Source organism: Streptomyces sp. BR123 (assembly GCF_013401435.1).
Classification (GTDB): domain Bacteria; phylum Actinomycetota; class Actinomycetes; order Streptomycetales; family Streptomycetaceae; genus Streptomyces.
Window position 1 is genome coordinate 1 of record NZ_JACBGN010000077.1, and the last position, 26,781, is coordinate 26,781.

Annotated in this window: 33 protein-coding genes, 2 tRNA genes and 2 pseudogenes; 10 read left to right on the plus strand and 27 right to left on the minus strand. The window is 67.8% G+C overall.

From position 1 onward, the window contains the following. On the plus strand, window positions 1-844 hold an 844-nt coding region (locus HYE82_RS14940; protein WP_218782638.1), incomplete at its 5' end, for a hypothetical protein. A 43-nt stretch (window positions 845-887) separates the two neighbouring features. Here the strand turns inward: HYE82_RS14940 and HYE82_RS14945 are convergent. The 6 genes from HYE82_RS14945 to HYE82_RS14970 all read right to left on the minus strand — a co-directional run bounded on the left by HYE82_RS14945 (window position 888) and on the right by HYE82_RS14970 (window position 6,096). After that, window positions 888-1,163 carry a hypothetical protein gene (locus tag HYE82_RS14945; protein ID WP_179174539.1) on the minus strand — a complete coding sequence of 92 codons (276 nt, stop codon included), beginning with the start codon at window positions 1,161-1,163 and terminating at the stop codon, window positions 888-890. A 185-nt stretch (window positions 1,164-1,348) separates the two neighbouring features. Next, window positions 1,349-2,635, minus strand: coding sequence for an ATP-dependent Clp protease ATP-binding subunit ClpX (gene clpX / locus HYE82_RS14950; protein WP_030297265.1), 1,287 nt, complete (start codon window positions 2,633-2,635; stop codon window positions 1,349-1,351). Window positions 2,636-2,789: 154 nt separating this feature from the next. After that, on the minus strand, window positions 2,790-3,464 hold the full coding sequence (locus HYE82_RS14955; protein ID WP_306439583.1) for an ATP-dependent Clp protease proteolytic subunit: 675 nt from the start codon (window positions 3,462-3,464) through the stop codon (window positions 2,790-2,792). Between the two features lie 92 nt (window positions 3,465-3,556). Next, window positions 3,557-4,174, minus strand: coding sequence for an ATP-dependent Clp protease proteolytic subunit (locus HYE82_RS14960; protein WP_179174540.1), 618 nt, complete (start codon window positions 4,172-4,174; stop codon window positions 3,557-3,559). A 286-nt stretch (window positions 4,175-4,460) separates the two neighbouring features. Beyond that, a complete protein-coding gene (tig, locus tag HYE82_RS14965; RefSeq protein WP_179174541.1) occupies window positions 4,461-5,855 on the minus strand; it encodes a trigger factor in 1,395 nt (464 codons plus the stop codon). 164 nt (window positions 5,856-6,019) lie between these two features. Next, a tRNA-Pro gene (locus tag HYE82_RS14970) sits at window positions 6,020-6,096 on the minus strand. Between the two features lie 178 nt (window positions 6,097-6,274). On the opposite strand from HYE82_RS14970, the gene HYE82_RS14975 reads away from it, so the two are divergent. Beyond that, a tRNA-Gly gene (locus HYE82_RS14975) sits at window positions 6,275-6,348 on the plus strand. A gap of 66 nt (window positions 6,349-6,414) precedes the next feature. Here the strand turns inward: HYE82_RS14975 and HYE82_RS14980 are convergent. The 12 genes from HYE82_RS14980 to HYE82_RS15035 form a co-directional block, all read right to left on the minus strand. Further along, the gene (locus HYE82_RS14980) at window positions 6,415-7,569 is read right to left on the minus strand and encodes a site-specific integrase (protein WP_179174542.1); all 1,155 of its coding nucleotides are present in this window, start codon (window positions 7,567-7,569) and stop codon (window positions 6,415-6,417) included. Beyond that, window positions 7,569-7,775: an excisionase family DNA-binding protein gene (locus tag HYE82_RS14985; protein WP_179174543.1), complete on the minus strand. Its 207-nt coding sequence runs from the start codon at window positions 7,773-7,775 to the stop codon at window positions 7,569-7,571. The genes HYE82_RS14980 and HYE82_RS14985 overlap by 1 nt, the downstream gene beginning before the upstream one ends. Next, window positions 7,768-9,144: a replication initiator protein RepSA gene (gene repSA / locus HYE82_RS14990; protein ID WP_179174544.1), complete on the minus strand. Its 1,377-nt coding sequence runs from the start codon at window positions 9,142-9,144 to the stop codon at window positions 7,768-7,770. The genes HYE82_RS14985 and repSA overlap by 8 nt, the downstream gene beginning before the upstream one ends. Beyond that, window positions 9,141-9,473 carry a hypothetical protein gene (locus HYE82_RS14995; RefSeq protein WP_179174545.1) on the minus strand — a complete coding sequence of 111 codons (333 nt, stop codon included), beginning with the start codon at window positions 9,471-9,473 and terminating at the stop codon, window positions 9,141-9,143. The genes repSA and HYE82_RS14995 overlap by 4 nt, the downstream gene beginning before the upstream one ends. Then, window positions 9,470-9,661: a hypothetical protein gene (locus HYE82_RS15000; protein WP_179174546.1), complete on the minus strand. Its 192-nt coding sequence runs from the start codon at window positions 9,659-9,661 to the stop codon at window positions 9,470-9,472. Before HYE82_RS15000 ends, HYE82_RS14995 begins: the two co-directional genes overlap by 4 nt. A gap of 94 nt (window positions 9,662-9,755) precedes the next feature. Next, complete coding sequence (locus tag HYE82_RS15005; protein WP_179174547.1) at window positions 9,756-10,073, minus strand: SpdD protein; 318 nt, start codon at window positions 10,071-10,073, stop codon at window positions 9,756-9,758. An 18-nt stretch (window positions 10,074-10,091) separates the two neighbouring features. Further along, window positions 10,092-10,250: a hypothetical protein gene (locus HYE82_RS15010; protein WP_179174548.1), complete on the minus strand. Its 159-nt coding sequence runs from the start codon at window positions 10,248-10,250 to the stop codon at window positions 10,092-10,094. A 19-nt stretch (window positions 10,251-10,269) separates the two neighbouring features. Continuing rightward, complete coding sequence (locus HYE82_RS15015) at window positions 10,270-10,458, minus strand: mobile element transfer protein (RefSeq protein WP_179174549.1); 189 nt, start codon at window positions 10,456-10,458, stop codon at window positions 10,270-10,272. A gap of 14 nt (window positions 10,459-10,472) precedes the next feature. After that, a complete protein-coding gene (locus HYE82_RS15020; RefSeq protein ID WP_179174550.1) occupies window positions 10,473-11,165 on the minus strand; it encodes a DUF2637 domain-containing protein in 693 nt (230 codons plus the stop codon). An 84-nt stretch (window positions 11,166-11,249) separates the two neighbouring features. Continuing rightward, window positions 11,250-12,587 carry an FtsK/SpoIIIE domain-containing protein gene (locus tag HYE82_RS15025; protein WP_179174551.1) on the minus strand — a complete coding sequence of 446 codons (1,338 nt, stop codon included), beginning with the start codon at window positions 12,585-12,587 and terminating at the stop codon, window positions 11,250-11,252. Window positions 12,588-12,591: 4 nt separating this feature from the next. Beyond that, complete coding sequence (locus HYE82_RS15030; protein ID WP_179174552.1) at window positions 12,592-12,939, minus strand: hypothetical protein; 348 nt, start codon at window positions 12,937-12,939, stop codon at window positions 12,592-12,594. Window positions 12,940-13,078: 139 nt separating this feature from the next. Next, window positions 13,079-13,858 carry a GntR family transcriptional regulator gene (locus HYE82_RS15035; RefSeq protein WP_179174553.1) on the minus strand — a complete coding sequence of 260 codons (780 nt, stop codon included), beginning with the start codon at window positions 13,856-13,858 and terminating at the stop codon, window positions 13,079-13,081. A gap of 18 nt (window positions 13,859-13,876) precedes the next feature. On the opposite strand from HYE82_RS15035, the gene HYE82_RS15040 reads away from it, so the two are divergent. The 3 genes from HYE82_RS15040 to HYE82_RS39505 all read left to right on the plus strand — a co-directional run bounded on the left by HYE82_RS15040 (window position 13,877) and on the right by HYE82_RS39505 (window position 16,915). After that, entirely contained in the window at window positions 13,877-14,344 is a 468-nt protein-coding gene (locus HYE82_RS15040) for an NUDIX hydrolase (protein ID WP_179174554.1), read from the plus strand. Window positions 14,345-15,092: 748 nt separating this feature from the next. Beyond that, entirely contained in the window at window positions 15,093-16,265 is a 1,173-nt protein-coding gene (locus HYE82_RS15045; protein ID WP_179174555.1) for a DUF262 domain-containing protein, read from the plus strand. Further along, window positions 16,265-16,915: an MAE_28990/MAE_18760 family HEPN-like nuclease gene (locus tag HYE82_RS39505; protein WP_179174556.1), complete on the plus strand. Its 651-nt coding sequence runs from the start codon at window positions 16,265-16,267 to the stop codon at window positions 16,913-16,915. The genes HYE82_RS15045 and HYE82_RS39505 overlap by 1 nt, the downstream gene beginning before the upstream one ends. Window positions 16,916-17,154: 239 nt before the next feature. Here HYE82_RS39505 and HYE82_RS15055 read toward each other — a convergent pair whose 3' ends face one another. The 4 genes from HYE82_RS15055 to HYE82_RS38080 form a co-directional block, all read right to left on the minus strand. Further along, window positions 17,155-17,481, minus strand: coding sequence for a hypothetical protein (locus HYE82_RS15055; protein WP_179174557.1), 327 nt, complete (start codon window positions 17,479-17,481; stop codon window positions 17,155-17,157). Continuing rightward, window positions 17,478-18,209, minus strand: a complete 732-nt coding sequence (locus HYE82_RS15060; RefSeq protein ID WP_309144327.1) for a GntR family transcriptional regulator — start codon at window positions 18,207-18,209, stop codon at window positions 17,478-17,480. The genes HYE82_RS15055 and HYE82_RS15060 overlap by 4 nt, the downstream gene beginning before the upstream one ends. Then, the gene (locus tag HYE82_RS15065; RefSeq protein ID WP_179174558.1) at window positions 18,206-18,430 is read right to left on the minus strand and encodes a hypothetical protein; all 225 of its coding nucleotides are present in this window, start codon (window positions 18,428-18,430) and stop codon (window positions 18,206-18,208) included. The genes HYE82_RS15060 and HYE82_RS15065 overlap by 4 nt, the downstream gene beginning before the upstream one ends. A gap of 251 nt (window positions 18,431-18,681) precedes the next feature. Beyond that, window positions 18,682-18,960, minus strand: coding sequence for a hypothetical protein (locus tag HYE82_RS38080; protein WP_309144326.1), 279 nt, complete (start codon window positions 18,958-18,960; stop codon window positions 18,682-18,684). Between the two features lie 79 nt (window positions 18,961-19,039). Between HYE82_RS38080 and HYE82_RS15070 the strand changes: the two genes are divergently transcribed. Continuing rightward, complete coding sequence (locus HYE82_RS15070) at window positions 19,040-19,795, plus strand: GntR family transcriptional regulator (protein ID WP_179174559.1); 756 nt, start codon at window positions 19,040-19,042, stop codon at window positions 19,793-19,795. 6 nt (window positions 19,796-19,801) lie between these two features. Here the strand turns inward: HYE82_RS15070 and HYE82_RS15075 are convergent, their stop codons facing one another. Then, window positions 19,802-20,269: a DUF4240 domain-containing protein gene (locus HYE82_RS15075; RefSeq protein ID WP_179174568.1), complete on the minus strand. Its 468-nt coding sequence runs from the start codon at window positions 20,267-20,269 to the stop codon at window positions 19,802-19,804. A gap of 1,510 nt (window positions 20,270-21,779) precedes the next feature. On the opposite strand from HYE82_RS15075, the gene HYE82_RS15080 reads away from it, so the two are divergent. Beyond that, a complete protein-coding gene (locus HYE82_RS15080; protein ID WP_179174560.1) occupies window positions 21,780-22,100 on the plus strand; it encodes a hypothetical protein in 321 nt (106 codons plus the stop codon). A gap of 713 nt (window positions 22,101-22,813) precedes the next feature. Here the strand turns inward: HYE82_RS15080 and HYE82_RS38085 are convergent. After that, window positions 22,814-23,047, minus strand: a pseudogene (locus HYE82_RS38085) (site-specific integrase); the annotation flags it as partial. Between HYE82_RS38085 and HYE82_RS15085 the strand changes: the two are divergent. The 3 genes and pseudogenes from HYE82_RS15085 to HYE82_RS15095 form a co-directional block, all read left to right on the plus strand. Continuing rightward, window positions 23,047-23,514 (plus strand): annotated as a pseudogene (locus tag HYE82_RS15085) (UTRA domain-containing protein); the annotation flags it as partial. The pseudogenes HYE82_RS38085 and HYE82_RS15085 sit on opposite strands and share 1 nt — an antisense overlap. 9 nt (window positions 23,515-23,523) lie before the next feature. Next, window positions 23,524-23,730, plus strand: coding sequence for a hypothetical protein (locus HYE82_RS15090; RefSeq protein ID WP_179174561.1), 207 nt, complete (start codon window positions 23,524-23,526; stop codon window positions 23,728-23,730). 170 nt (window positions 23,731-23,900) lie between these two features. Next, a complete protein-coding gene (locus HYE82_RS15095) occupies window positions 23,901-24,311 on the plus strand; it encodes a VOC family protein (protein WP_179174562.1) in 411 nt (136 codons plus the stop codon). Between the two features lie 217 nt (window positions 24,312-24,528). Here the strand turns inward: HYE82_RS15095 and HYE82_RS15100 are convergent, their stop codons facing one another. From HYE82_RS15100 to HYE82_RS15110, 3 genes are all read right to left on the minus strand, one after another. Next, on the minus strand, window positions 24,529-24,723 hold the full coding sequence (locus HYE82_RS15100) for a hypothetical protein (protein WP_179174563.1): 195 nt from the start codon (window positions 24,721-24,723) through the stop codon (window positions 24,529-24,531). 128 nt (window positions 24,724-24,851) lie between these two features. Further along, entirely contained in the window at window positions 24,852-25,307 is a 456-nt protein-coding gene (locus tag HYE82_RS15105) for an HD domain-containing protein (protein ID WP_179174564.1), read from the minus strand. Next, window positions 25,304-26,728: a pyridoxal-dependent decarboxylase gene (locus HYE82_RS15110; protein WP_179174565.1), complete on the minus strand. Its 1,425-nt coding sequence runs from the start codon at window positions 26,726-26,728 to the stop codon at window positions 25,304-25,306. Before HYE82_RS15110 ends, HYE82_RS15105 begins: the two co-directional genes overlap by 4 nt. Between the last annotated feature and the right edge of the window lie 53 nt (window positions 26,729-26,781).

Genomic DNA, 26,781 nt, shown 5'->3' on the forward strand with positions numbered 1-26,781 from the left:
GCCCCCGACAGCCCCGATGGGCTTCCCGCAGCAGCCCCCGCCGCCGCCCGGCCCGGGGTACCCGCCGCAGCCGCCGACGGCCCCGATGGGCATGCCCCAGCAGCAGCCGCCCTACGGCTACCAGCAGCCGGGCATGCCGCCGCAGCCGTACGGCACCCAGCCGCCGAAGAAGTCGAAGGCGGGTGTCATCATCGCCGCGGTCGCCGCGGTGGCGGTCATCGCAGGCGGCGGCTGGTACCTCCTGGGCGGCTCGGGCGGCACCATCGACGAGGCCACCAGGGGCTACAAGCTGACCTACCCGGCCTCCGTCGACTCGTACGCGAAGAACGGCAAGGCCACGTCGAGCACGGACGGCCCGGTGCAGGGCGAGCTGAAGACCCGGACCGAGGCCATGGGCGTCAAGAACGGGGCCAAGGCGAGCGCGCAGTACCTGACCGGACCGAAGGGCAAGCAGCTCTCCGTCAACGGCTACTGGGGCCAGATAGACAACCCGGAAGGTGCCGTCGACGCCTACTTCGCCCAGATCGGTGCGCCCAACCCGGAATCCGAAAAGCTCGGCCTGAAGTACGAAAAGGTCGGCTCCCCCAAGGCGTTCACGCCGGACGGCTTCAAGGGCGCCGTCATGAAGTGCGTCGAGATGAAGATGATCGCGACGAAGAACGTCAAGCCCGGCGAACCGTCTTCGATCGTGGTCCCCACGTGCGCCTGGGGTGACTACTCCACCCTGGGCATCGTCAACCACATGGACCAGGCCACGATCCTGAGCGGCGGCAGCCAGGGCACCGTGGAGGACCTTTCCAAGCTGGCGGCCAAGCTCTACAACACCTCGCGGACCAAGGCCTGATCGACCGGTGGGGCTCAGTGCGCTGGGCCCCCGGGAAGGGGCATCAGCCACGCCTGGCCTGGGAGCACGCCTCAGTGGCGTCATCCCACTTCACACCCACCTGGATCAAGAGGTTGAAGCAGACCTGCTCGCCTATGAAGCCATTTTCGCCGTTGCTGCATGCATCCTGAACTGTGGGCCCGACGATGTAACCCAGGCTGCTCATGTAGGTGGTGCAGTCCACGTACGAGGCCTGGGCAGGCGATGCCGCGAGGACGGGAAGCACACCCGCCGCCGCCGTCGCCGCAAGAATCCCCATCATCCGCCGCGCCTTGGTCATGCTCCCGCTCCTCATCCACAGTGGATCATTGCCGGGTAGCAGTTGATCATTCTTTTTGCGCCGAGCCCATGAGAAATCGGACTTATGGCCGATTGTCGCAACCTGCTGACTGATCCTCGACGCCCAAAGGGGCGCCCCCGGCCAACTGGCCAGGGGCGCCCCTTCCTCGTTCGCTGCGGCGGCGGTTACGCCGACTTCTCCTGCGGGCCCTGGTCCTTCGGGACGATGCGGGGGACCAGGGTCGGGTTGACGTTGGAGCGGACCACGTCGGCGGTGATGACCACGCGTGCCACGTCCTTGCGGGACGGGACCTCGTACATCACCGACATCAGGACCTCCTCCATGATGGCGCGCAGGCCGCGCGCGCCCGTCTGGCGGAGGATCGCCTGGTCCGCAATGGCCTCCAGGGCCTCGCGCTCGAAGTCCAGCTCGACGCCGTCGAGTTCGAACAGCCGCTGGTACTGCTTGACCAGGGCGTTGCGCGGCTCGACGAGGATCTGGAGGAGCGCCTCGCGGTCCAGGTTGTGCACCGAGGTGATGACCGGCAGGCGGCCGATGAACTCCGGGATCATCCCGAACTTCACCAGGTCCTCCGGCATGACCTCCTGGAACTGGTCGCTGGCCTCGATCTCCCGCTTCGAGCGGATGGTCGCGCCGAAGCCGATGCCCTTGGCTCCGGCCCGCGACTCGATGATCTTCTCCAGGCCTGCGAAGGCACCACCCACGATGAACAGCACGTTCGTCGTGTCGATCTGGATGAACTCCTGGTGCGGGTGCTTGCGGCCGCCCTGGGGCGGGACCGACGCGGTCGTCCCCTCCAGGATCTTCAGCAGGGCCTGCTGGACGCCCTCGCCGCTGACGTCGCGCGTGATCGACGGGTTCTCGCTCTTGCGGGCGACCTTGTCGATCTCGTCGATGTAGATGATGCCGGTCTCGGCCTTCTTGACGTCGTAGTCGGCGGCCTGGATCAGCTTCAGCAGGATGTTCTCGACGTCCTCACCCACATAGCCGGCCTCCGTGAGCGCCGTCGCGTCGGCGATGGCGAACGGGACGTTCAGCATGCGGGCGAGGGTCTGGGCCAGGAGGGTCTTGCCGGAGCCGGTCGGGCCCAGCAGCAGGATGTTGGACTTCGCGAGCTCGATCGCGTCGTCCCGGCCCTGCGCGCCGCCGTTCTCGCCGGCCTGGACGCGCTTGTAGTGGTTGTAGACCGCGACGGAGAGCGCCTTCTTCGCCGGCTCCTGGCCGACGACGTAGCTCTCCAGGAACTCGTAGATCTCGCGAGGCTTGGGGAGTTCCTCCCACCGGACCTCGGAGGTCTCGGCGAGCTCCTCCTCGATGATCTCGTTGCAGAGGTCGATGCACTCGTCGCAGATGTACACACCGGGTCCTGCGATGAGCTTCTTCACCTGCTTCTGGCTCTTTCCGCAGAACGAGCACTTGAGCAGGTCGCCGCCGTCACCGATGCGTGCCACGAGGTGCTTCCCCTTCGCCTGGGAGACGCCTGGTTCAGCGGCTCCTGGTGCCTCATATCCGACGGTACCTTGCCGGGGGCCCCGTACGGGGCCCCCTTGACGCGGTTCACATCCCGGAATTCCGGGACGTGTCCGCGTCGAGCGGCGGCAAGGATCAGACCGCGTTCATCTTGCGGGTGGAGACGATCTGGTCGATCAGGCCGTACGCCAGGGCGTCCTCGGCCGTCAGGATCTTGTCGCGCTCGATGTCCTCGCGGATCTTCTCGATCGGCGTCGACGAGTGCTTGGCCAGCATGGTCTCCAGCTGGTCGCGCATGCGCAGGATCTCGTTGGCCGCGATCTCCAGGTCGGAGAGCTGCTCACGGCCAGTGCCGCCGGACGGCTGGTGGATCAGCACGCGCGCGTTCGGCAGGGCCATGCGCTTGCCGGGGGTGCCGGCGGCGAGCAGGACCGCGGCGGCGGAGGCCGCCTGGCCCATGCAGACCGTCTGGATGTCCGGCTTCACGAACTGCATCGTGTCGTAGATGGCCGTGAGCGCGGTGAAGGAGCCGCCCGGGCTGTTGATGTAGATCGAGATGTCGCGGTCCGGGTCCATCGACTCCAGGCACAGCAGCTGCGCCATGACGTCGTTGGCGGAGGCGTCGTCGATCTGCACGCCGAGGAAGATCACGCGCTCCTCGAAGAGCTTCGCGTACGGGTCGTACTCGCGCACGCCCTGCGAGGTGCGCTCGACGAAGCGCGGGACGACGTAGCGGTTGTCCACCTGCGGGCCGGTGTAGAGGCCGCTCGCGGGAGAGAGGTTGTTCATGTGCATCTGGGTGTTCACCATCCTGGTGCCGTTCTGCGGGCTGGGGCTTGCCTGGTGCGGGCGGGCCGGCGTACGGGCCTCGCGCGAGGCCCGGCGCACCGCCGGGGCCGGGATCAGGCCCCGGTGCCGCCGCCGCCGGGAACCAGGGACGCGGCGCTGATGATCTCGTCGATGAGGCCGTAGTCCTTGGCCTCCTCCGCCGTGAACCAGCGGTCGCGGTCGCCGTCGCGGATGATGGCCTCGACGGTCTGGCCCGAGTGGCGGGCGGTGATCTCCGCCATGCGCTGCTTGGTGCGCAGCAGGTACTGGGCCTGGATCTTGATGTCCGAGGCGGTGCCGCCGATGCCGGCGGAGCCCTGGTGCATCAGGATGTCGGTGTTCGGGAGCGCGAAGCGCTTGCCCGGGGCGCCGCCGGTGAGCAGGAACTGGCCCATGGAGGCCGCCATGCCCATGCCGATGGTGACGACGTCGTTCGGGATGTACTGCATGGTGTCGTAGACCGCCATGCCGGCCGTCACCGAGCCGCCGGGGCTGTTGATGTACAGGTAGATGTCCTTCTCCGGCTCCGCGGCCAGGAGGAGGAGCTGCGCCGTGATCTTGTTGGCGATCTCGTCGTCGACCTGCTGGCCGAGGAAGATGATGCGCTCGCCGAGCAGCCGGTTGTAGACATGGTCGCCGAGGCCGCCACCGATGGACGGCTCACCCGCGGCGTAAGGCTTCAGATTCGTCACGTATCCACCTGCTCGTCTCCGACGGCCACATGCCGTCTCAGCGTCTCGTTCTGGGGCGCGGCCCGGTTGGCGCGGTGTGTCCGCCATCGTCGGGTACTCCCGTGCCCTCGTATTCATGGACCCTAACGCGCAGGTCGGACAACGCCATCCCGCTTCCCGAACTGTTCGCTCGGAGCGCAAGGTTCCCGGGGGCCCCGGGGGTACGCGGAAGGGCCCGCACGCGGCGGCGTGCGGGCCCTTCAGGAGCACTGCGGGATGCTGCCGGGCCGGCGGGGGCCCGCCGGGCTTACTTGGCCTCGTCGGCCTTGTCCTCGGCCTCACCGTCGACAGCGGCCTCGACCGTCTCGGCGGCGGTCTCGACCTCGTCCTCCTCGTCGGACAGGTCGATGACCTCGCCCTTGGTGTCGACGACCTTGGCGGCCTCGACGACGAGCGCGAGGGCCTTGCCGCGGGCGACCTCGCCGACCAGCATCGGGACCTGGCCGCCCTCGACGACCGCCTGGGCGAACTGGTCGGGGGACATGCCGGAGGAGGCGGCGCGGCGCATGAGGTGCTCGGTGAGCTCCTCCTGGTTCACACCCAGCTTCTCCTTGTTGACCAGGGCGTCCAGGACGAACTGGGTCTTGATGCCCTTGACCGCCTGCTCCTTGGTCTCGGCGTCGAACTCCTCGACCGTCTTGCCCTGGAACTCCAGGTACTTCTCGATGGTCAGGCCCATCTGGCCGAGCTGGTGGTGCTCCAGGTTGTGCTTGCGGGTGTTGACCTCGTCCTCGAGGAGCTTCTCGGGGATCGGGACCTCGGCGAGCTCCAGCAGCTTCTCCAGGACGCGCTCCTGGGCCTGCGTGGCCTGGTCGTACTGCTTCATGTTCTCGAGGCGCTTGCGGCTGTCGGCCTTCAGCTCGTCGAGGGTGTCGAACTCGCTCGCCATCTGGGCGAACTCGTCGTCCAGCTCCGGCAGCTCCTTGGCGGCGACCTTGGAGACCTTGACGGTGACCTCGGCGTCCTTGCCCTCGGCGGAGCCGCCCTTCAGCTGCGAGGTGAAGGTGGCCTCGCCGCCGGCCTCCAGGCCCTTGACGGCCTCGTCGATGCCGTCGAGGAGCTCGCCCGAGCCGATGGTGTAGGAGACGTCCGTGGCGACGCCGTCCGGCAGGACCTCGCCGTCGACCTTGGCCTCCAGGTCGATGGTGACGACGTCACCCTCGGCGGCGGCGCGCTCGACGTCCTTGGTGGAGGCGAAGCGGTTGCGCAGCTGCTCGACGGACTTCTCGACGTCCTCGTCGGTGACCTCGACCGCGTCGACCTCGACCTCGATGCCGGAGAAGTCCGGGATCTCGATCTCGGGGCGCACGTCGACCTCGGCGGTGAAGGCCAGCAGCTCGCCGTCCTTCAGCTCGGTGATGTCGACCTCGGGCTGACCCAGCGGGTTCAGGTCGGCCTCGTTGATGGCCTCGGTGTAGAACTTCGGGAGCGCGTCGTTGACGGCCTCCTCCAGCACGGCGCCGCGGCCGAAGCGCTGGTCGATGACGCGGGCCGGGATCTTGCCCTTGCGGAAGCCCTTCACCGTGACCTGCTGGTTGATCTTCTTGTACGCCGCGTCGAGGCTGTCCTTGAGCTCCTCGAAGGGCACCTCGACAGTGAGCCGAACCCGAGTCGGGTTCAGGGTCTCCACGGCGCTCTTCACGGTTCGGTCTCCTTGTGGCTGACTGCTGGGGGTTCTGCCGTCTCGCTGGAATTCAGCGGCCCGGCGGACTTCGGCCCGGTACATCAGACACACGGGCACGCAGCTTGCATAGTAACCGCAAGCGGCAATCTGCCCACAACGCGATCTTGGCGATGCGCAGGTGGTGGTCGGGGTGGCCGGATTCGAACCGACGACCTTCCGCTCCCAAAGCGGACGCGCTACCAAGCTGCGCCACACCCCGTCGGTGCGACACGTAGGGTACATGGCCGGAGACCCTCCGACACGCCGCGTTTCGACGAAGGTTTCCGGCCGCGAGCGGTCCGGCGCCGGCCGGGCGCACCATGCGGTGTGCACTCCCCCGCCCCGACCCGCTAGGATGCTCTCCGTGCCGCGGCCTTCGGACCTGCGGCGCGCTCGATGCGGGTGTAGCTCAATGGTAGAGCCCTAGTCTTCCAAACTAGCTACGCGGGTTCGATTCCCGTCACCCGCTCCATGCAGCTCAGGGCCAGGTCAGAGGACATTTCCTCCACCTGGCCCTGACTCGTTCGCGGGGCTGGGATCACCCCGTCGTGTCCCCCGTGTGCCCCTCCGGCTCCGGATCTTGTTCCGTGCCCCTGCGGCTCTTCTCCACGAGCCCGCTCAGCGCGTCGGCGATCAGCCGGTCCCGGCCGGCACTCGCGTGCTGGTAGATCAGCGCGGCGCGGGCGGTGCTGTGGCCCATGCGCGCCATCAGCTCCCGCGTGCTCGCCCCGGTGGACGCGGCGAGGGTGTTCCCCGTGTGCCGAAGATCATGGAAGTGCAGCCCGCGGATACCAACCTCCCTACAGGCCTTGCGCCACAGCCGATTGAAGTGGTTCCGGCGCGGGGTAGCCCCCTTGGCCCCGACGAAGACCCGCCCATCGGCCCCAGGCTCGGCGTACCGCTTCAGGTGCTCCCGGATCTCCTGGACGATCACGCCGGGAATGGAGACCGTGCGCTTACCCGCGGCACTCTTGGGCGCCTTGATCTCCCGCTGCCCGTTGCCCAGCTCGGCGACGGACCGTCGGACGCGCACAGTCCTGTGCTCCAGGTCGACGTCCCGACGATGCAGTCCGATCAGCTCACCCCACCTCAGGCCGAGGAATCCGGCCATGAGAACGAGGCCACGGAAGCGGGGGTCGACGGCATCGGCCAGGGCGTAGACCTCCTTCACCGTGGCGGTAGGTCGCTCGGGAGTGTGAACGACACTCGCACCCTTGATCTGGCAAGGGTTCCGCCTGATCAGCTGGTCCGACAGGGCCGTGCCCAGGATGGCGCGCAGGAGGGCGTAGGCCTTGGCCACGGTCGTCGGGCCGGTGCCGGCGGCAAGCTTGTCGGCGCGCCAGCGCCGCACGAGGGGCGCCGAGATATCAGCAACGTTGACCGCTCCGAAGGTCGGCTCCAAGTGATGCTTGAGCAACGAGCCGTACAACTGGCGGGTGGCGCTGGTCAGCTCACGCTCCTTGACCCACGCGACGGCGTACGGCCCGAACGGGACCTTTCCGGCGTCCGGATCCAGCCAGTCGCCCCGTCGCATCTCGGTCTGCTTGTCGGCCAACCAGTCGTCAGCATCACGCTTGGTCCGAAACGTCTCCGGCGCAGGGCGGAGCTGCCCGTCAGGCCCGACATAACGCGCCTGGTACCGACCGGACGGCAGCTTCCTCACCCGTCCGAACTGACGACGCTTTCCGGCCATCAGGCAGCCACCGCCAGACGACCACGCCGACGCGGTTCGACCGTGTTGGCGACGATGTACTCCTGTACGGCACTCTCGGGGATCCGTACGTGACGGCCGACCTTCACATAGGTGATGCGCCGCTCCTCGACGAGGCGCCGGGGGAACCGCACGGTGGTGCCGAGGATCTCGGCGACTTGGACGACGGACAGGTAGCGCTCACTCATTCGGCTCCCCCTTCAGGGCTTCGCGGGCGGTTTGGCGGTTGAGCTGGATGTCCCGGGCGATCGAGGCGGCAAGGACCGATTCGCCGGGGCTGTGGCCGTGGCCGACGTACTGCCACGAGGCGAGGACGAGCACGGTGTCCGGCTCAAGGTCGTCCAGGCCGCGGGCTTCGCGTTCCTGGGCGGCGCGGTAGTCGGCGCGGGTCTGGCGGAGGTCGCCGAGGGTGGTGGAGTACTGGCGGGACTTGGTGGAGAAGTGGCCGCGGAAGCCGAGCATGTGGGCCCAGGCTGCGAGGCGGCGGTCCGGGTAGAGCGGGTCCAGGTCGAGGCAGGCCCCGATCAGGCGGGCGGTGTGGTCGGGAACGTCGAGGAGGACCAGAGCCTCGCGGTTGCCGACGCGGCGGTCGAGGGTGCCGGTGTCCTCGGCGGCCTTGGTGGCGTACTTGGCGACGTACGAGGCGACGGCCTGTTCGGTGACGTCGGAGCCATCCCCGAACGCCTTGATGGGGCGGATGTCGAGTTGGGTGCCCCAGCGGAGGGTGCAGGTCGGCTGGTCGTCGGCGGCCGGGACGGTGATGGACGTGTACGTGTGCGCGACGGCGGCTCGGATGGCTTCGGTGAGAAGGCGGGTGGTGGCCCAGTGCGGGGGCGGGGCGAGCGGGCCGATGGGCCCGTCGAGGCGGATCACGACGTGGAAGTGGATAGCGCCGCGCTTCTGGAACTCGGCGACCTTGCCGAAGGAGACGCGGCACGACTCCTTCAGTTCGCGTTGGGTGAGGCCAGCGCGGGCGGCGATCTCGCGGCGGAGGCGGGTGGTGAAGCGGGACCAGAGCTGTCCGGCGTGGTTGTTGAAGAGGACGGCGCCCGCGTAGTCGTACGTGGTCGGGTCGAGGGCGGTGCCGAGGAGCGGGTCCTCGGCGGGGTGGTGCATGCCGCAGCGGCAGCGGCCGGAGTCGGGGCGGTTGTGGACCGGGCCGAAGGACGGGGCGGTGAGGGTGGCGAAGACGCGAGGGTGGTCGCGGACGGTGGCGGGGACGGCGTGGCGGTCGTCTCCGGCGAGCCCTGCCCGGATCAGGTGGTACGTGTCCCCGGCGTACGTCCAGGCGCAGGCCGGGCAGCGGGAGGCACGGCGGTTGCCGCAGGCGATCCGGAGGCGGGAGCCGGGCTCGGTGTCGGTGGAGTAGCGGTGCAGGGTCTGACCGCTGGTCTTGTCCTTGGTGAGGGTCCAGCCGGTGATGTGGATCGGGTCGGAGCAGCCGCCGGTGCGGTGGACCTGCTCCTCCCAGCGGCGGAAACCGGGAGCCCCGGCCACCCTGAGCAGGTCGCCCAGGGTGGCCGGGTCCAGGACCGCGAGGGTCGCGGAGTGAGTCATGCGGCCACCGCCGCGGGAACGGTCGGGAAGACGGCGTAGACCTTCAGCGTGATGCGGCCCAACGGCGCGGTGAACTGCAACTTCCTGTCCCCCTGGCGCTCGGTGAACTGCACGTCGAGGGCGTCGGTGTGCGTGGCCCGCCGCCAGGCCTCCAGGTCGGCCGGGCTGTCAAGGAGGACATGTGCCTCGGTAGGGGTGATCTGGCTGGTGGTGACGTAGGCGCCAGGCAGGTTGGGGTGGAGTTCGGCGAGTCGGGTAAGGGTCCCGAACACGGTGGCCTGCGCGGCCAGCGGGTTGTTCATCTCGGCGTCGGTCAGCACGACGGTCACCGCCCGGCCGAGGTGAAGGGGACGGTGCGGGGCGCCGGGCGGGTGCTGGTGCCGTGGCAGGCGGGGCAGTGGGCGGTGATGGTGCGCAGCTGGCCGGTGCGGTCGCGTCCGCCGAGGGTGATGTGCACGGCGGAGAAGCCGCTGCAGTTCAGGCAGATGCGGGGCGGTGCCGGGGTGTGCTGGGCCATGATGGTGGTCCTTTCGATTGCGGTCGGGAGGGGCCGGTCCATCCGGGGGCGGCGATGCTTGGTGGCTTGTGACGCCCCCGGAGGGCCGGGCCGGTCAGTGGTTCTTGAACTCCTGGCGCAGGGCGCGGACGAGGAACAGGACCACGACGGCGCTGATGGACAGGGCCGTGGCGGTGACGGCGACGGCCAAGAGCAGCGAGACGGCGACGGAGGCCAGGGCCAGGACCCCGGCGACCCCGCCGGCGGCGAGGGCGACCGCGGCGCCGGGCGTCTTGGGGGCCAGGACCGCGAGGCCGGCCGGAGCCGCCACCGGGGCCGGGGTGGTCTCCGGCTGGTCGGTGGCTGGGACCGGGGTCGGCCGGATGGTCACCGAGGTGTAGGTGTCGGGGGCGGGGTACTTGGGCTTGAACACCGGGTTCTCCTTCCAGGGCTACTTGTTGACGGCGGTGTCGATGGCCGGGGCGAGGAAGCTGTCCGCGAGGAGGAAGCCGCCGAGGAGGATCACGGCGACCAGCCACCAGGGCGGACGGACGAGCTTCACGCCCAGGACGCCGACGACGATCAGTGCGAGCCAGAGCGGGACGTCCACGACGGGTTCTCCTTCGAGGTCAGCGCGGGGCGCAGCGGTGGGACTGGGCGGCGAGTTCGGCGGCGGCGCGGCTGGCGTAGTCGGCCGACCATCCGCAGTGCGGGGCGGTGCAGGCGGCGGAGTGCATCTCGCGGCCGTGGCGGTCGATGTAGGTGCCGACCTCCACCGGGCCGATCCGTCGAACGTCGCGGAAGCGGTAGCGGGGCACGGGCGGGTCTCCTCTCAGGCGAGCTGTGCGGCGATGGACGCGGCCATGGACGCCGGGACGCCGAGGCGGGCGCGCAGCGTGTCGGCGTCGATCGGGCTTCCGGTGCGGGCGCGGTGCTCGTCGGCGACCTTGCGGCCGTAGGCGAGGAGCGCGTCCGGTACGGCGACGGCCGGGGCCGGCGGCGGGGGCGGGAGTAGGGCCGGAGCGAGCTCCGGCGCCGGGATCTCACTGACGGCAGGCTCCGGATCGGGCTCGTGGATCGGCTCAACGTCGACGTGTTGCACGTCGGCCTGGTCCTGGCCCTGCTCGGGGTCCGGTGCCGCGGCGGGCTCCTCGGCCGGGGTGTGGACGAGGAGGGTTCCGCCGAGGAAGGCCAGCGCGGGCCATCCGGCGACGAGGATCCGCAGCCAGGACGGGACGGCGTTCAGATCGAGAAGCCCGGCGGTGGCGACGTTCGCGCCGAGTGAGGCCGCAAGGGCGACGGCGAACCAGGTCCAGGCGGACCGGGTCGGTTCCCCGGCGTCGCGCAGGCGCCGTAGACGGTGCCAGGCGGCAACGAGGAGCAGGTCAACGCTGACCGGGTAGGCCCAGGCCTTCCAGCCGTCCTGCCCCGCGGCTTCCGCCAGGTCGTGCAGGTGGGCGAAGGACAGGGCCCCGGCGATGACGGCCTGGACGAGGACCGCGTCCGGACGGACGTTGAGGTGCATGGTGTTTCACCTCCTTCAGGCATGGGAGGGGTAGGGACTTGGCGCGAACGGTCGCGCCGACCGAATACGGGGAGGTCAGACGATCTACTTGCCCTGCGAGGGCACTGCGGTCCGCCGGGGACGGAAGGCCGCCAGGGCCGGAATGTCCGGGGTGAGGTGCTCGTACCGGGCACAAACGGCCGCGGTCTCGTCGAGGGAGACGAACCCGGACCGGATACGGGCCCACCCGCCCGAGATCAGGCCGACGACAGCAGTCCCGGGACGATCGATGGCAATGTTGGTGGCCGCACTCACGGCACGGAGACTGATGTCGCCAAGAGCCATCTTCGCGGAGGCTTCGTCGTTGACGCGATGCGCCACACGACCGGTGAGTTGGGCGCGAAGGGCGGTGGCGCCGGCGCCGAGGTCGGAGCCGAACCGCTGCCCGCAGATTTCCAGGTACATGGCCGCAGCCCGGCCGAGCTGCCCGAGGCGGATCAGCTGGGTCACCATGTGGTCCCGGCGCTTCTCGTCGGACCTGTTGGCGATCAGGAAGAGCTCAGCTACCTCGTCCACGATCAGCACGATGGGCGCCGGTCGGAGGTCCTCGGGCAGGCCCCAGACATCCGAGGTGATCTCCTCCACCGCGATGCCCGCCCCGAGTCCTTGCGAGGCCCGAATCAGCTCGTATCGCCGGATCATCTCCTCGACCAACGCGTCCAGGAGATCGGACGCTTCGTCGGGGGTGTAGGCCAGACCGGACAACCGACGGGCGAACGGTGCCAATTCCACGCCCCACTTGCAGTCGATCCCGACGAGCGCGACGGGCTGCTTGGCCAACCCCTTGACGAGGGCCCTGAGGTAGACCGACTTGCCCGATTCGGTGGCGCCTACGACCAGCTCGTGAGGGCTGGCCCGGAAGTTCCGGATGTGCGGGGTGCCGTCGGCCCGCAGGGCAACCGGCACCTTGAGTAGTTCAGTCGCCGGGATGTCGGGCGGCATGACCACCTGCCGCAGTACGTCGTAGCTGATGAGCCGGATCTGCAGGAACCCGGGCTTCAGGGAGGTGACGTGCACTCCCTGCATGCGCCAGGAGTGCCGCAGCCGTTCGGTAGCTGCATCGAAGTCCCGGACTTCCTGGCCCGGCAGCATCTTGATCCGCAGGACCAACCCGAAACGCGTGATCCTGATCCGGCGCGGCTTCGGGAGCGCGGGGCCAGGCACGCGGCGCATGGCCACCGCCAGAATCACCCTGGGCCGCGACGGCTGCTCGGTCAGCCCGCAGGCCTCCATCACCGAGCGGTACGTCCACAGCAGTCGCACCACCGTGGCCAGCCAGCCGAAGCCGACCCAGTACCAGCCGGGCCGCTTCCACTTCAGCCATCCCAGTCCGGCCGCGACCAGCGATAAGCCGACCAGCGCGGCAATCTGTCCGCCGGTCATCGCGTCAGGCCTGGGCCGGAACGGGTGCGAGCGAGGTGATCGCCGCGGCGCGGAAGCTGATTCCGTGCCGCCTCTGGCCGTTGAACTCATTCTCCCACGGCCGGGCGATGAGGCCGGTGATCGCGACCGGCGTACCCATCACGAACTCTCCCGTGAGGCCGGGCTGCGGGACGGCGACGGACAGGACCTCGGACACCCCGGCCATCAGGAACACCACGTCGACGGTGGCCAGCTGGGCGCCGGTCTCCAGGTCGACGGCGATCTCACCGGTCTTGCGGTCCTTGATCTTCGGCTGCGGCGGCTGGGCGACCATCACCATCGCCGCGGAGGTGTCGACGGGAATCTGACGCATGACAGATCACTCCTCTACAGAGGCTGGACTCCGTCACTCATGTATAGGAGTGACATGAAGAAGAGTGCAGCACTCCTGTACATGAGTCAACCCGCCGCGGAAGAAAACTCGCGGCGGGCTGCGGGAAGTTGAGCGATCGTCAGTCAGCGGCAGGGATCCGGTACTCGAAAACGAACTGGTCAGCCGCCATGAGGGTGTCGCAGACCTCGACCACGCGACCGGTCTCGGTGACGGCGTTGCGTAGGAGGTGGACGACCGGGGCGCCGGGGCTCAAGGCCAGCTCGGACGCCTCCGCCTTGGCTGCCGGCCGGGCCTGCAAGGTCTCGATGAACTCGGCGAACACGTGGCCGTGCTCCTCCAGGCGGGCATAGATGCCACCGCCACCGGGGTTCTCGGCGAACAACTCGGGGATATCCTTCACCACGTCCCACGGGAGGTACGACGTCGCCGTCTCCACCGGCGTCCCATTGCGGAAGTACAGCCGCCGCCGCGCGAGGATCTGCGTACCCGGCTCGACGTCGAGCCGCCGGGCGATGTCCTCCGGGGCCCCCATGGGCCCGATGAAGATGACGCTGACCTTGGCTGTGGCACCGGACTGCTCCGACTCGGCGAGGTAGGCAGCCTTGCCCCCGCGGCGCAGCGACCGACGGAAGCGATCAGACGACCGATGCCGTACGGGCGGCCGGGCCTTCACGTACGAGCCCTTGCCATGCCGGGTGTCCACGAGCCCACTGGCCCGGATCTCGGTCATGGCCTTGCGGATGGTCCCGCCGGACACGCCGTAGCGCTCCACCATCTCGGCTTCACTCGGCACCTGGTCGCCGGGCTCCAAGACGCCGGCGCGGATCTGCTGAACGATGTCCTCGGCGATCTGCAAGTACCGAGGCACGGCCTTGCCACCTCCTACAGCTGTTCCCATGGTCCTTTTCTTCCTCCTATGCTCCTGTACATGAGTAACAGCGCCCCAACGACCCGGTCAACGCCTCGCCACTCCGTTTCTGTAGCCGGTGTGGTGGTCCGTGACGACGGCCGGCTCCTGGCGATCCAGCGAGCGGACAACGGCAGGTGGGAGCTCCCGGGCGGGGTGCTGGAGCTGGAGGAGACCCCGGAGGAAGGCGTACGCCGCGAGGTCCTGGAGGAAACCGGGCTCCAAGTCGACGTCGCCGAGCTGACAGGCGTCTACAAGAACGTCACCGTGGGCGTCGTCGCGCTGGTCTTCCGCTGCAAGCCGACTGGGGGCGCCGAGCGCACTTCGGACGAGTCCACGGCTGTCCAGTGGCTCACGCCCGAGGAGGTGTCCGAGCGGATGTCCGAGGTCTACGCCATCCGGCTCCTGGACGCCTTGGACGGACACGGGCCCCACGTGCGGAGCCATGACGGGCGCCAGCTCTTCGCGGTGCGGTGAAAGTTTCCCTACTCCATCAAGGCACCCGCCGCGCACGGCGCGGCGAGCGCGCCCGTCGGCCGGGCCTGCGCTCCTGTCTCCGCCCCGCTCCACCCCGGCCGCCGGCCGCGCGCCAGACAGCGCGGGTCTGATGGGGGAACTCCCCCGCGGCGACTGAACCCGCTCCACTCCGCGGTTGAACCCGACTCCGCCCCAGGCCACCAGGCCGAGCAAGCCCAGGCCACCGAACGACCAACCCCCACCCGAGCCCGTCCAGCCAGGCCTGCCCGAATGCACCCAGGGCCCTCACCTGCTCACGGGACCGCCCCGAGCCCGAGCCACGCTCAGAACCATGCCTCCGGCGGGGGCGCTCAGGCTCCAGGATGGACGGGGCCCGTCCTGCGGCTGCGGGCCGGTTTGTGGTGAAGGTGGGGAGCTGTCATCCCGCCTGCCGCCGACCCAGGCAAGCCATAGCAGACCAGGCTTCTGGGGCCCAGGTCGTTCGTCCAGCAGGGCGCTCCACCTGGGCCCCAGAAGCCTGGTCTGCTATCACTCCGTGTGGGTCGACGGCAGACGGGATGACAGCAAGGGGCGCCCTGGCTGGGCGGCGAACTCAGCCCACGGTTCGGCGCACTGTCTCGTGATCCCATCCTGACCACCGCCATCACTCACCTGCCTGATCGGCAAGCACTTCACCCAACATCCCATCAAGTGGAGGATCAAGCATCCATACTGACGGAGCGGAGCGCTAAACCGGAGGGGGAGGGCCATGCCGAAGCAGATGACGTTCCAGGAGGACCACATGGGGCTACAGGAAGAAATCGTTCAACGCTCTCGCGAGATCCACACTGATCGCTACAGCATGGCGATCAACGAAGCGTTGTCCATGTACGAGAATGCAGACCTTGAAATCCATCCTGAGTTCCAGAGGATTTTCCGATGGGGGCTACAGCAGCAGTCACGGTTGATTGAGAGCGTTTTTCTCGGGATTCCCATTCCTCCGATCTTCGTCGCAGCCCGCAAGGACGGCGTCTGGGACGTTGTCGATGGGGTACAGAGGCTCTCTACACTATTTCGCTTCATGGGCGCCTTGCGCAAAGGCGACAATGGCAAAATCGACCCCCCCGAGCCCCTGGTGGCGGGCGACTACCTAAAAAGCCTGAATGGTGTCGTCTGGAGCGATTCCGAACTCCCGGCAGGCGAAGGAGATTACACCGTTCTATCGGACGCCCAGCAACGCTTCTTTAAGCGCGCTCGCCTAGATTTTCAGATTGTTGAGCACACCAGCGACGAACAAGCGAAGTTCGACCTTTTTCAACGCTTGAACAGTGGGGCACACCTGTCCGAGCAAGAGGCCAGAAATTGCCTTGCAGTGATGCTGGACCCGACTTTCTTCAAATGGCTCCAAGACCTCGCGTCAATGTCAGCTTTCCAGGAGACTGTGAGCATTAGCGAGAGGCAGGAGGAGGAAGCCTACGGCGTCGAGCTCGCGCTTCGCTACCTTTCTATCGCTACCGCAGAGCGGTCCGACTTGACCGGGCTGGCAGATGTAGGCGAGTTTTTGACAGCACGCATGCGGGGTTTCATTGAGTCTGAAGATTTCGACAGGGATTTTGAGCGCAATCGCTTTAACGATATCTTCGGCTGGCTGAATGAGGCCCTTGGTGAATCTTCTTTCAAGCGTTACGACTTCACCAAATCCAAGCACAGTGGCCGATTCACCGTGTCCGCCTTTGAGTCCGTCACCGCCGGATTGGCACTCAACTACGCACAGTGGAGAGCTCTGGATCCCGGCGCCCGTCCTAAGCTTCTCAACCAGAGGGTTCAGGCAGTTTGGGGGGATAGTACATTCCAAAGCCGAACCGGGGCGGGGAAGTCGGCAGACCTGCGTATTCCTCACATGTTTGAGGTGGGTCAGAGGCTGTTCTCCTTGGGAGAATAATGCGAACTCTAGCTGAACTCCAGGACTCACTCGATGACGATCTCGCTTGGCGCAGGAGTGAGCTGCATAGTTATCTGAGCGCAACACGGAGGGCCGGATCCGAGAGTCCGGCCCAACGCGCTTTGTGCAGGGCAGGAGTGCCGCTTCTATATGCGCACTGGGAGGGCTACGCCAAGCACTGCCTATCCCTCTACCTTCAGTATGTCGGCCGTCGGCGCTTGAAGTACGGAGAGCTCCATCCAGCATTTGTCGCCCTAGGGCACGAGTCTTCACTTGACTCCCAAGAGGGCTTGTCCGCTACTCGCAGAATTGTACGTCGAGCGCATGCGCTACTGTCTGGAGATAACGTCAGGGCTTCTATTCCGTGGCGCCGGGGCGTGGACACCCAGTCGAACTTGAACAGCTCAAGATGCTTTGATCTATTCGAATCGCTGGGCCTTGACGCGTCTCCACTTAGCACCAAGGCGAGGCTGATCGATTACAGCCTACTTAGAGCACGGAACGAGATAGCGCACGGTCAGTATCTAGACATTGATAGCGCGTCATACGAGGAGCTCCATTTAGAGGTGCTCGCCATCTTGGATTTCGTTAGGAACACGGTAAGCGCCGCCGCAGAGAATGGCTTGTACAGAAGGCCTTCTGCCGTTTAATGCAGGGTCTCCGCACCCTCAAGAATAAGCCAACCTAAAATCGAGGCGAAGCTCCAGAGCTCCGTTGAAGCGGTGAGCCTCACGGCCAATATGTATGGACAGGATGCTTCCAAGGAAGCCGTCCCGCCCCACTGACCAGCAGATATCGGTGAGGTGTCATGCGGCCTTCGGAGCTGTCGGCACCAAATAGGAGCGGCCCCTGACTGGGTCTGGGGCCGCTTGGCTCGTGCTAGCTCTTGCTAGCTGAAGTGCGCTGGCAGTCGTTCATGAGCCGGGTGAGTGGCGCGCGGGAGGCGGTGGCCGCGGCTGGTTGCTACGCGGACCACGTCCCGGAGGGCTCCGGTCAGGTCCGTTGCCAGGAGGCGGAGTTCCTCGGGGTCCGGGTCCGTCTCGGCGAGTACTTCGAGGGCGTGGGCCAGGAGCTCGGCTCCCAACCCGAGCTGGATCTCTTCGGTGTTGTCGGCCAGGCGGGACAGGTAGCCGTTGGTGTTGTCAGCGCTCAGGTAGCAGGGCTTGTCGTCGGGGCCTGCCCATGGGAGGAGACGCAGTTCGCTGCTCGGTGTCATTCCTTCGAGCTCCTCTCCTCGGTCATGAGGCGGGTGGTGAATAGTGCGTCCGCTCTGTCGCCGGGGAGGACCAGGAGGGCCGCCTCGACCACGCGGCCGGTGACATCGGTTGCCACGCGGGCGAGTGAGAGGACCGCCAGGGATGTGCTGATTCGGAGGACGGTTGCCTCTTCCTGGGTCGGGAGGCGGGCGCTGAGCCGCTCTTGGACTTCGGCCAGCGGTGGGCGGAGATCTGCCAAATGCACTGCTATCTCGTCCGGTACGGACGAGTCGGTCGGCGCCAGGTCGCGGGGGACGTAGATGCGGGCCAGGCTGTGTGGCGACTTCCCTTCGTGGGTGATGTAGAAGACTTCGGTCAGGGGGCTGCGGGGTGGCACGTTCAGCAGGGCCGTCAGGTGACCGTGCGCCTCAAGGTTTGTGGTGCGGGCGGTCACTTGTAGGGGAGCAGAAGAGGTGGTCCAGGTGGGCGCCTCGCCTCTGCCGCCGGTGTACGTGATCCTGCGGAGGGGACGGCGGACGAAGTTGCCGCTGCCGTGGATCTTCTCGACCAAGCCTTCGCCTTGAAGGAGCGCCAGGGCGCTTCGCAGGGTCGGTGTGCTGACCGTGTAGCGGGTGGCGAGTTGGGCCTCGGAAGGGAGGCGCTCGCCGGCCTTGAAGTGGCCTGTTGAGATCTGGTGCCGGAGGTCATCGGCGATGGTGTCACGGCGGGAAGGCACGGGGCGGATCACCACTTCCTCATCATCCGGAGGGCGATGAGTCGGCTTTGGGCGTGCATCGTCAGCACCTCGCCCGTCTCGAAGAGCAGTCGCTTCGCGCCGGCGGGGAGTTGGACGAGGTCGGCGACGCGGCACGGCTGGCCGCCGATCTGGATGACGTCGCCGCGCTGCACGTTGACCGAAGTGATCTCGATGTTGGCGGCGAGGGCTCCGCCGGGGGCCGATCCCCTCACTGGTTCGCCTGCCGCGGTTCCGACGCGTCGTCCGTGTTGTGGCAGGAGCAGGCGCAGGCTTCGTAGATCACGGGGACACCTACCGGTGCCGTGGCGGGGGACGACTGGGCGCACTTGCGGTGTGCGCCGATCGCGCACGAGGTCGACCAGTAGGTCATCCTTGCATGCGTGGCATAGGAGAGTGTGGGGAGTTGCAGCCCACTGGTGCGGGGGGTGGTGGGGCCCATACGGTTGTGCACGCTGATCAGCTCCTATCGCTGATGGCCAGGTCCCCGGACGTCGCCCGTCGCGGGGACCGCTTCGTTTACGGCGGCCCAGAGGATGCGGCCGGTCAAGCTGCTGTCGAGGAGCCCGAATCGGTCGGCCTCCGCCACGACTTTCAAGACCTCCCGCCACGATTCGGCGGGCAGCGCTTCCGGAACCTCCGCTTCGATCGACGTGTAAGTGGCGTGCGGCTCCACACGCGTGGCCAGCCCAAGGGCCGACAACCGGGCGGCGAGGTCCTCGGCCCTTGCTTCCGAAGCGGGCACAGGAGGGCCTCCGTCACCGGTCGATCACTTTGAGTGAAGCTAGTTAACTAGATTAGAGCTAGTGGACTAGATTTTCCACATGCCTGAGCAGCCGCCTTATCTCCGCATCGCCGACGTCCTGCGGCAGCGGATCGCGGAGCACGTGTGGACGGCCGGCGATCGACTGCCGTCGCGTGCCCAGATCGCCGAGGAGTGCGGGGTGGGCGAGAACGTGGTGCGTCGGGCGCAGGAGCTACTGATCTCCCAAGGAGTGCTGGAGGGGCGGGCAGGTTCGGGGACGTACGTGGCCGAGCCTCGTCGGCGTGTGCGGGTTGTACGGTCCTCGGCCCGTGAGCAGCCCGGGGGTTCCCCGTTCCGGGCGGACATGCAGGCCTTGGGCAGGCAGGGCACCTGGGAGAGCCGGACCGAAGCGAAGGTGCCGGCCCCGACCGAGATCGCGGCGCGGCTCGGGATCGCCGAGGGCGATCTGTGCGTGCGTACCGTCTACGAGTTCCTCGCCGATGGTCGGCCGGTGCAGTTGTCGACGAGTTGGGAGCCGTACGAACTGACCGCGGGCACGCTCGTCGTCCTGCCGGAAGGTGGGCCGCACGCCGGCGTTGGTGTCGTGAACCGGATGGCCGCGATCGGAATCACTGTCAGCCATGCCGTAGAGCACCCGGAGCCGCGGCAGGCGAGCGCCGAGGAGGCATCGCTCCTGGGGATCCAGAAGGCTGCTCTGGTCACCCACATCCGACGGACGTACTACAGCGACCAGGGGCAGCCCGTGGAGACGGCGGACGTCGTCATCCCCGCCGCGCTGTGCGAGATCGTCTACGAGATCCCCGTCAAGCGGTAGCTCGCCTCAGCTCCGCAAGTGCGGCCAGCCGTCCCTGTTAGAGAAGGTCTCGAAGCAGTACCGCGTTGTGCGGTCCCACTGCTTGCCAGTGGCCAGTTCGTACGCCCGGTCCGGCACGTACAGCAGCCACTCACCGTCGTACTCCGTGGAGGTGTACGGCGCGAACTTGTCGACGTCGAAGAAGACTCCCTCCCACACCGCCTGTCCTGCCGCAACGACTGCAAAACGGGTGTACAGGAACTGGTCGGCCGACTGGGGGAAAGAGCGCCCGTCCCGGTCACTAAGGTCGGCGACGGGAAGGGTGCCGAACTTCTCCTGGTCCAAGCGGTAGAGGGCCTCGGCATGAAGCTCGGCGAAGCCGATGATGTCGTGAACGGAGCGACGCCCCAGCTCCTCGGCGAGGCGTCGGCAGCTCGCCTGGGTAGCTTCGCCGTTCAACGTGTCTATCAGCGCCCAGAAGTCGGCCCATGTCATTCTCACGGGCGCAGGATGTCAGGGCGGTCTGACATCGACCCGTCGGCTTCCTGCGGTGTGGCCGCGATGTGCCGCAACCGCGTATACCGCTCGCCGCCACTGTCTCTCCAGGGCCCCGACGGGCCGCGTCCCCCGCGTGCCCGAGCGGGAGGTGTTCAGTTCAGGGTGAGGGTGGGTGCGCGATCTGGTTAACTCGCGCTCTTCGACCCATGCACGGACGTATGACCCGAACGGACCCCTTCCGGCGTCCGGATCGAGCGCGCCCGTCGCCCGCGCCTGCGCTCCTATCTCCGCCCCGCTCCATCCCGGCCGCCGGCCGCGCGCCAGACAGCGCGGGCCTGATGGGGGAATTCCCCGAGACGCCTACGCCGCCAACTCCGCGGTTGAACCCCAGTCCGCCCCGACCACCAGGCCGAGCAAGCCCAGGACCCCACACGACCCCATCTGGGCCGAGCCCAACCACCCAGGCCAGCCCGAACGCACCCAAGCCCCGCCCCACCAGCGGGACCGCGGACGAACCTGCAGCAACGTCAGAACCATGCCTCCGGCGAGGGCGCTCACGCTCCGGAATGACGGGGGCCGGTACTGCGGGTGCGGGCCGGTTCGTGGTGAAGGTGGGGGCTGTCATCCCGTCTGCCGTCGAGCCAGGCAAGACATAGCAGGTCAGACGCCGCGGTCAAGGGGTCCGGCGGGCGCAGCCAGCCCGGCCCGTGTTCTCAGCGCCTGAAACTGGGCTGGACAGCCTGTACGTCTCGCACGGCACCGGAAACTCCAGATGCAAACACTCAGTGCAATCACATTCAGCCAGAATGCGGCTGAAATCACCTCTCCTGGATTCGGCCAACCCTGCCGGAATTAACCCTTTCATTTATTTTAACGGAAGAAGATTATGTCACGTTTGTCCATTTGCTTCGCCTTTTAGGAAGTGCGATGCTCAAGCAAACCTCAAGAAAACAAATTCCGCTTGCCAGCCCCTTGCAGAGATGGAACTGTCATATCTGCGCAGAGAACGAACACACCCTCCGCGCACAAGTGTGGCACTAGCGCTAATGCCACACCCATCGTTGACCGAAAAATGCCTATGACATTCAGTAAGAGAGGGTAGGTGACGAAGATTGCTGAAGAATAATTCTGTTCGGCGGGCCGCTGTAACTCCGGCACTTGGGGTGCTGGTGGGCGGCCTCCTCTCGCTCGGCGTCGGGACTACCGCATCGGCTTCCGAAGCCGGCGCTACTGGGCGGCCTGACGGATGCAACTTCACGGTTTCTAACTCCTGGGGTACGGAAGCCCGTTGCAGCAGCCACAACGGCGGCTCCTACCGAGCCATCGCCGTGTGCACGGACCACGAGACCGGGAAGGTGCAGGACTTCTACGGCGACTGGAGGCAGACCGGATTCTCCTACGCGTACTGCAACGGCTCCTACCGAGCCACTTCCTCAGCCATCGAGACATCCGTCAGAAACTACACACGCTGAGAACGACCAGAATCCACTGAGAAAGGACAGCGGAAATGAAGAAGCTGTACGCGGCGCTGCTCGCCGGAACGGCGATGGCGTTCATCGGACTCCAGGGCGTGGCCACTGCGGCCCCCACGGGATGGCCCACCGGGTGCTACAACCACAAGTCTCCGCTCGGTGGCGGCTGGCTGGCCGTATGCAGTGACAGCAATGGCGGGCATTACAGGGCGACCGTCATTTGCGAGCGTTGGGACGGCGGCGGTCTCATTGACATCGAGTCGGTGGCCTGGAAGAACGACGGTACCCCCTCATTCGCCGCCTGCCCGCCGCGCACTTCCGTTAAGAGCGGCGGCATTGTCACACGGTCCCATTAACGGGCCGCACCACGGTCCTCGGGTCCATAAAAATCACCACGGCGACCGTCGGTGAGCTCGTCTAGTGGATGTGGCGCCCCCTCGGCTTCTCGGAGGGGGCGCCACATCCGTTCCACTACAGAAGAGCGGGCCGGACAGCGCCCACCAGTAAAGGTCCAGTACCGCTTTCGGTGGAACCCGGTGCGTGGGTGACCCGGTCGCACTTGTAAAGCGGGGGTCGACGACTGCCATCGCATGCTTGCATGCCGTTGGGGTCCGCAGCATGACCAGCGAGACCTCAACCTGCCCCGAGTGCAGCCAGAGCATGTTTTCGACGGCTTCGTGCTCAGTCGGCGGGAGGACAATGATCAGCGGATCTGCCGGTCGCTGTGGAAGTGTGCCGGGCGGCATGTGTGGTGGCACTGAGTCGACCGGCCGGACGAGCCGTTGAAGGTTTCCGGTGCTGAAGCTGTCCCACTGACCGCGCCTGAATGAGGACACTCGTGCCCCTCACGTGTCTGATCGAACGGAGAACGACGGGGAACAGCGGTCAACACCGGTAGGGGCCCGAAGAGTGTGCAGGTCAGCGTCTCGCCAGGTCAGTGGGCAGGCGCGTACGCGATCTTCCAAACTAGCTACGCGGGTTCGATTCCCGTCACCCGCTCCACGCAGCTCAGGGCCAGGTCAGAGGATGTTTCCTCCGCCTGGCCCTGAGTCGTGTTCGGGGTCTGCGATCAGCCGCCCGCGTGCCCCGCGGACTCCGGATCTTGTTCCGTGCCCCCGCGGCTCTTCTCCACCAACCCGCTGAGCGCATCAGCAATCAGCCGGTCCCGGTCCGCACTGGCGTGCTGGTAGATCAGCGCGGCACGGGCGGTGCTGTGGCCCGTGCGCGCCATCAGCTCCCGCGTGCTCGCCCCGGTGGACGCGGCGAGGGCGTTCCCCGTGTGCCGGAGATCGTGTAAGTGCAGCGAAAGTGCCGGCCCCGGCCGAGATCGCGGCGCGGCTCGGGATCGCCGAGGGCGATCTGTGCGTGCGTACCGTCTACGAGTTCCTCGCCGATGGTCGGCCGGTGCAGTTGTCGACGAGTTGGGAGCCGTACGAACTGACCGCGGGCACGCTCATCGTCCTGCCGGAAGGCGGACCGCACGCCGGTGTCGGCGACGTGAACCGGATGGCCGCGATCGGAATCACCGTCAGCCACGCCGTGGAGCAGCCGGAGCCGCGGCAGGCGAGCGCCGAGGAGGCGTCGCTCCTCGGGATCCAGAAGGCCGCTCTGGTCACCCATATCCGGCGGACGTACTACAGCGACGAGGGGCGACCCGTAGAGACGGCGGACATCGTCGTCCCCGCCACACTGTGCGAGATCGTCTACGAGATCCCCGTCGGCCGCTGGCGCGGACATGCTGCAACCCGTTTCGTGGCCGCCTGGCGTTAGCGTGGCTGCATGAATGAACCGCTGATCAAGGTGCAGAGCTCAGCTGGCGAGGCTCACATCAGGGCCGACGCGGAAGGGCTTCGCGTCCTCGCGGAGCGACTGTTGAAGCTCGCCGGCCCCGGCCTACGGGACGGACACCACCTGCACCTCGATGCGAGCGTTGACCTTGAGGACGGCTCGTCCGGCCTCGTTCTGGAGCGTGACGACTCGCTCTAAGCGGCTCCGCCGAAGTCCGCTGCCGATCCGCGCCTGCGGGACAAACCTGGCCGTCCCTGGTGAACGGGGTCTGGGGGCGAAACCCCAGTAACTTTTTGTTCCCGCACCTCAGCGGAGCTGCTTAGGGCCTGCTCTCGAAGTCGGGTGTGAGCTTGTGACAAGATCGCGGGATGCTGCGACTCACCGATTTCATTGTCGACTGCCCGGACACGATGAAGCTGGCCGCTTTCTACTCCGAGGTGACGGGCCGTCCGATCAAGGAAGGCAGCTCTGAGGACTGGGCCGGCATCCAGTTCGGCGAGATCGAGCTGGCATTCATCCGGGTGGACCACTACCGCGCTCCGCAGTGGCCCGACAGTGAGCACCCCAAGCAGTTCCACCTCGACTTCGAAGTGGACGAGGTCGAGTCCGAGCAGCGCCGCGTCCTCGACCTCGGCGCGACGCTAAGGCAGGACTTCATCGGCCCCAACGGCTACGGCTGGCAGGTCTACACCGACCCGATCGGCCACCCCTTCTGCCTGTGCCGCAACAAGGGCGTCATCTGGACCGACCAGGGCCCGATTTGGCCCAAGCGCGGCTAAGCGGCTTCGATGAGGTTCGTTGCTGACTGTCGGATCCGGTCGCGATGCGGTAGCGCTGTGCCGCAACCGCGTATACCGCTCGCCGTCGGTGTCCTCCAGGCCCCGACGGGTCGTGTCCCCCGCGTGGCCGAGCGCGGGGGGCTCAAGGGCCAGGTCAGAGGGTGTTTCTTCCGCCTGGCCCTGGCTCGTTCCCGGGGGTGTACGCGGGTCGCCGTGGTCAGATCTTGATGCCGGCGATGGTGTCGGCGAGGGAGTTGAGGAAGCGGTTGACGTCCGGGGCGATGGAACTGGACGCCAGGAAGAAGCCGAAGAGGACCGCGACGATCGCGGGGCCGGCCTTGATGTGGTTGCCGCGGATCATCACCACCAGGATGATCGCCAACAGAACCACCACTGACAGCGAAATCGCCACTTCTGATCACACCTTCGGTCGTTTCCCGGTCGGCCTCGGGTACGCGGCCGTGCGTACCCCCACATGGACCATCCTCCCACCAACGGGTCATGACTATCCGCCACGTGACGATTCGCCGGTGGTGCGGGTCAGGGCGCGGTGAGGCCGAGGAGGGAGCGGACGCGGGCGTACTTCGCGGACAGCCGCTGCCGGGTGGGCTCGTCGAGGACGGACAGCCGGGCGGGATCCGCGTTGTGCGCGAGGTCGGCCTCCTTGACCAGGAGGGCGCCCGGGGTGGCGAGGATCCGGGCCGTGTACTCCTCGACCGGCTCTCCGGGGCGCTTCGTCACCGCGAGGACCATGTCCTTCACGGCCTGGGGCAGGGCGGCGGAATCCAGCCATTCCCGGCTGAGGGCGTCGTCCTCGACGGCGTCGTGCAGCCAGGCCGCCGCCTGCTGATCGGGGCTGCCGCCGCGGGCGCGGACGCCCTCGGCCACCGCGGCGAGGTGTTCGGCGTACGGCCGGCCGGCCTTGTCGGTCTGCCCCTCGTGCGCGGCGCGCGCCAGGGCCTCGACCTCCGCGAGGGTGAGTGGCTGCTGCGTCATGCGGATCCCTTCGCCGTCCTGTGCGCCGCGGCGCGGAGGGCCTGTGCCGCCTTGTGCACATCCGCCTCGGTGGTGCGCCAGTTGGAGAACGCGGCGCGCAGCGCGGGGGTTCCCGCGTAGACGGTGGGGGTGACGAACACCTCGTCCGCGGCCGCCTCCCGCAGGGCCGTGAGCCGGGCCGCGGTGGGGTCTTCGGCGAGGGTGAAGCAGACGACGTTGAGGCGGACGGGGGCGAGCAGCCGGAAGGCGGGGTCCCGCTCCAGTTCGGTGCCGAGGGCCCGGGCGCAGTCGATGTCCCGCTCGACGATCTCCCTGTGGCCTTCGCGGCCGTACGCGCGGAGGGTGAACCAGGCGGCGAGGGCGCGCAGCCGGTGCGAGTTCTCGGGGGTGAGGTGCACCAGGTCGGGCCGGTCGCCGAGGGGGCCGAGGTAGGCGGCGGCGTTCTGGAAGACGCGGGCCTGGAGGTCTGGTCGGCGGGTGAACTGGACGGCGCTGTCGTAGGGGACGTTCAGCCACTTGTGCAGGTCGATGCAGACGGAGTCGGAGGCGTCGAGCCCGTCGGCGAGGTGGGCGTACCGCGGGGAGAGGGCGGCGAATGCGCCGAACGCGGCGTCGGTGTGCAGCCAGAAGTCGTGGCGGTCCTTCAGCGCGGCGACGGCCCGGAGGTCGTCGAAGTCCACGGTGTTGACGGTGCCGGCGTTGGCGACGACGACGGCCGGGCCGGGCGTGTCGGCGAGGGCGCGGTCGAGGGCGGCGGGGTCGACGGCCTCGCGCCCGGGCAGGGTGGGCACCGGGACGAGGGAGGCGCGGCCGAGGCCGAGGACGGCCAGGGCCTTGGCGATGGAGGAGTGCGGGGCGCCGGAGAGCACGCGGACCGGGCCGAGAGCGGCGGCCCCGTCCTCGGCCGGGGAGACGCCGAGCCGTTCGCCGAGCCATTCGCGTGCGATGGCGAGGCCGGTGGTGTTGGACATGGTGGCGCCGCTGACGAAGGTGCCGCTGTGGTCGGGGCCGAGGCCGAACAGCTCGCGGAGCCAGCCGACGGTCTCGCGTTCGAGGTCCTGGCCGGCGCCGTCCAGGGCGGAGTTGGAGTTCTGGTCGTGGGCGGCGGTCAGCCAGTCGCCCGCCAGGGCGGCGGGGGTGGCGCCCCCGGTGACGAAGCCCAGGTAGCGGGGGCCGGCGGAGGCCGACAGGCGGGGTGCCCAGCGGTCGGCGAAGGCGGCGAGGGCGGCCTCGGTTCCGCTGCCGCGGTCGGGGAGCGGCTCGGGGAGCGGCCCGAGGAGCGGCCCGTGGTCCGGCCGTCCGGCCGGCGGCGGGACGACGGGTCGCTCGCCGAGGGTGGCGAGGGTGTCGGCAGCGGCGCGGCGGGCGGCGTCGAGGAGCTCGGGCAGGCGGGCCAGGTCGGCGGCGAGGGTGCGGTCCATGCGCGGCACGGTAGGGGGAGGGCGGGCGGTCGCGGACCGGCCAATCCGGGGAG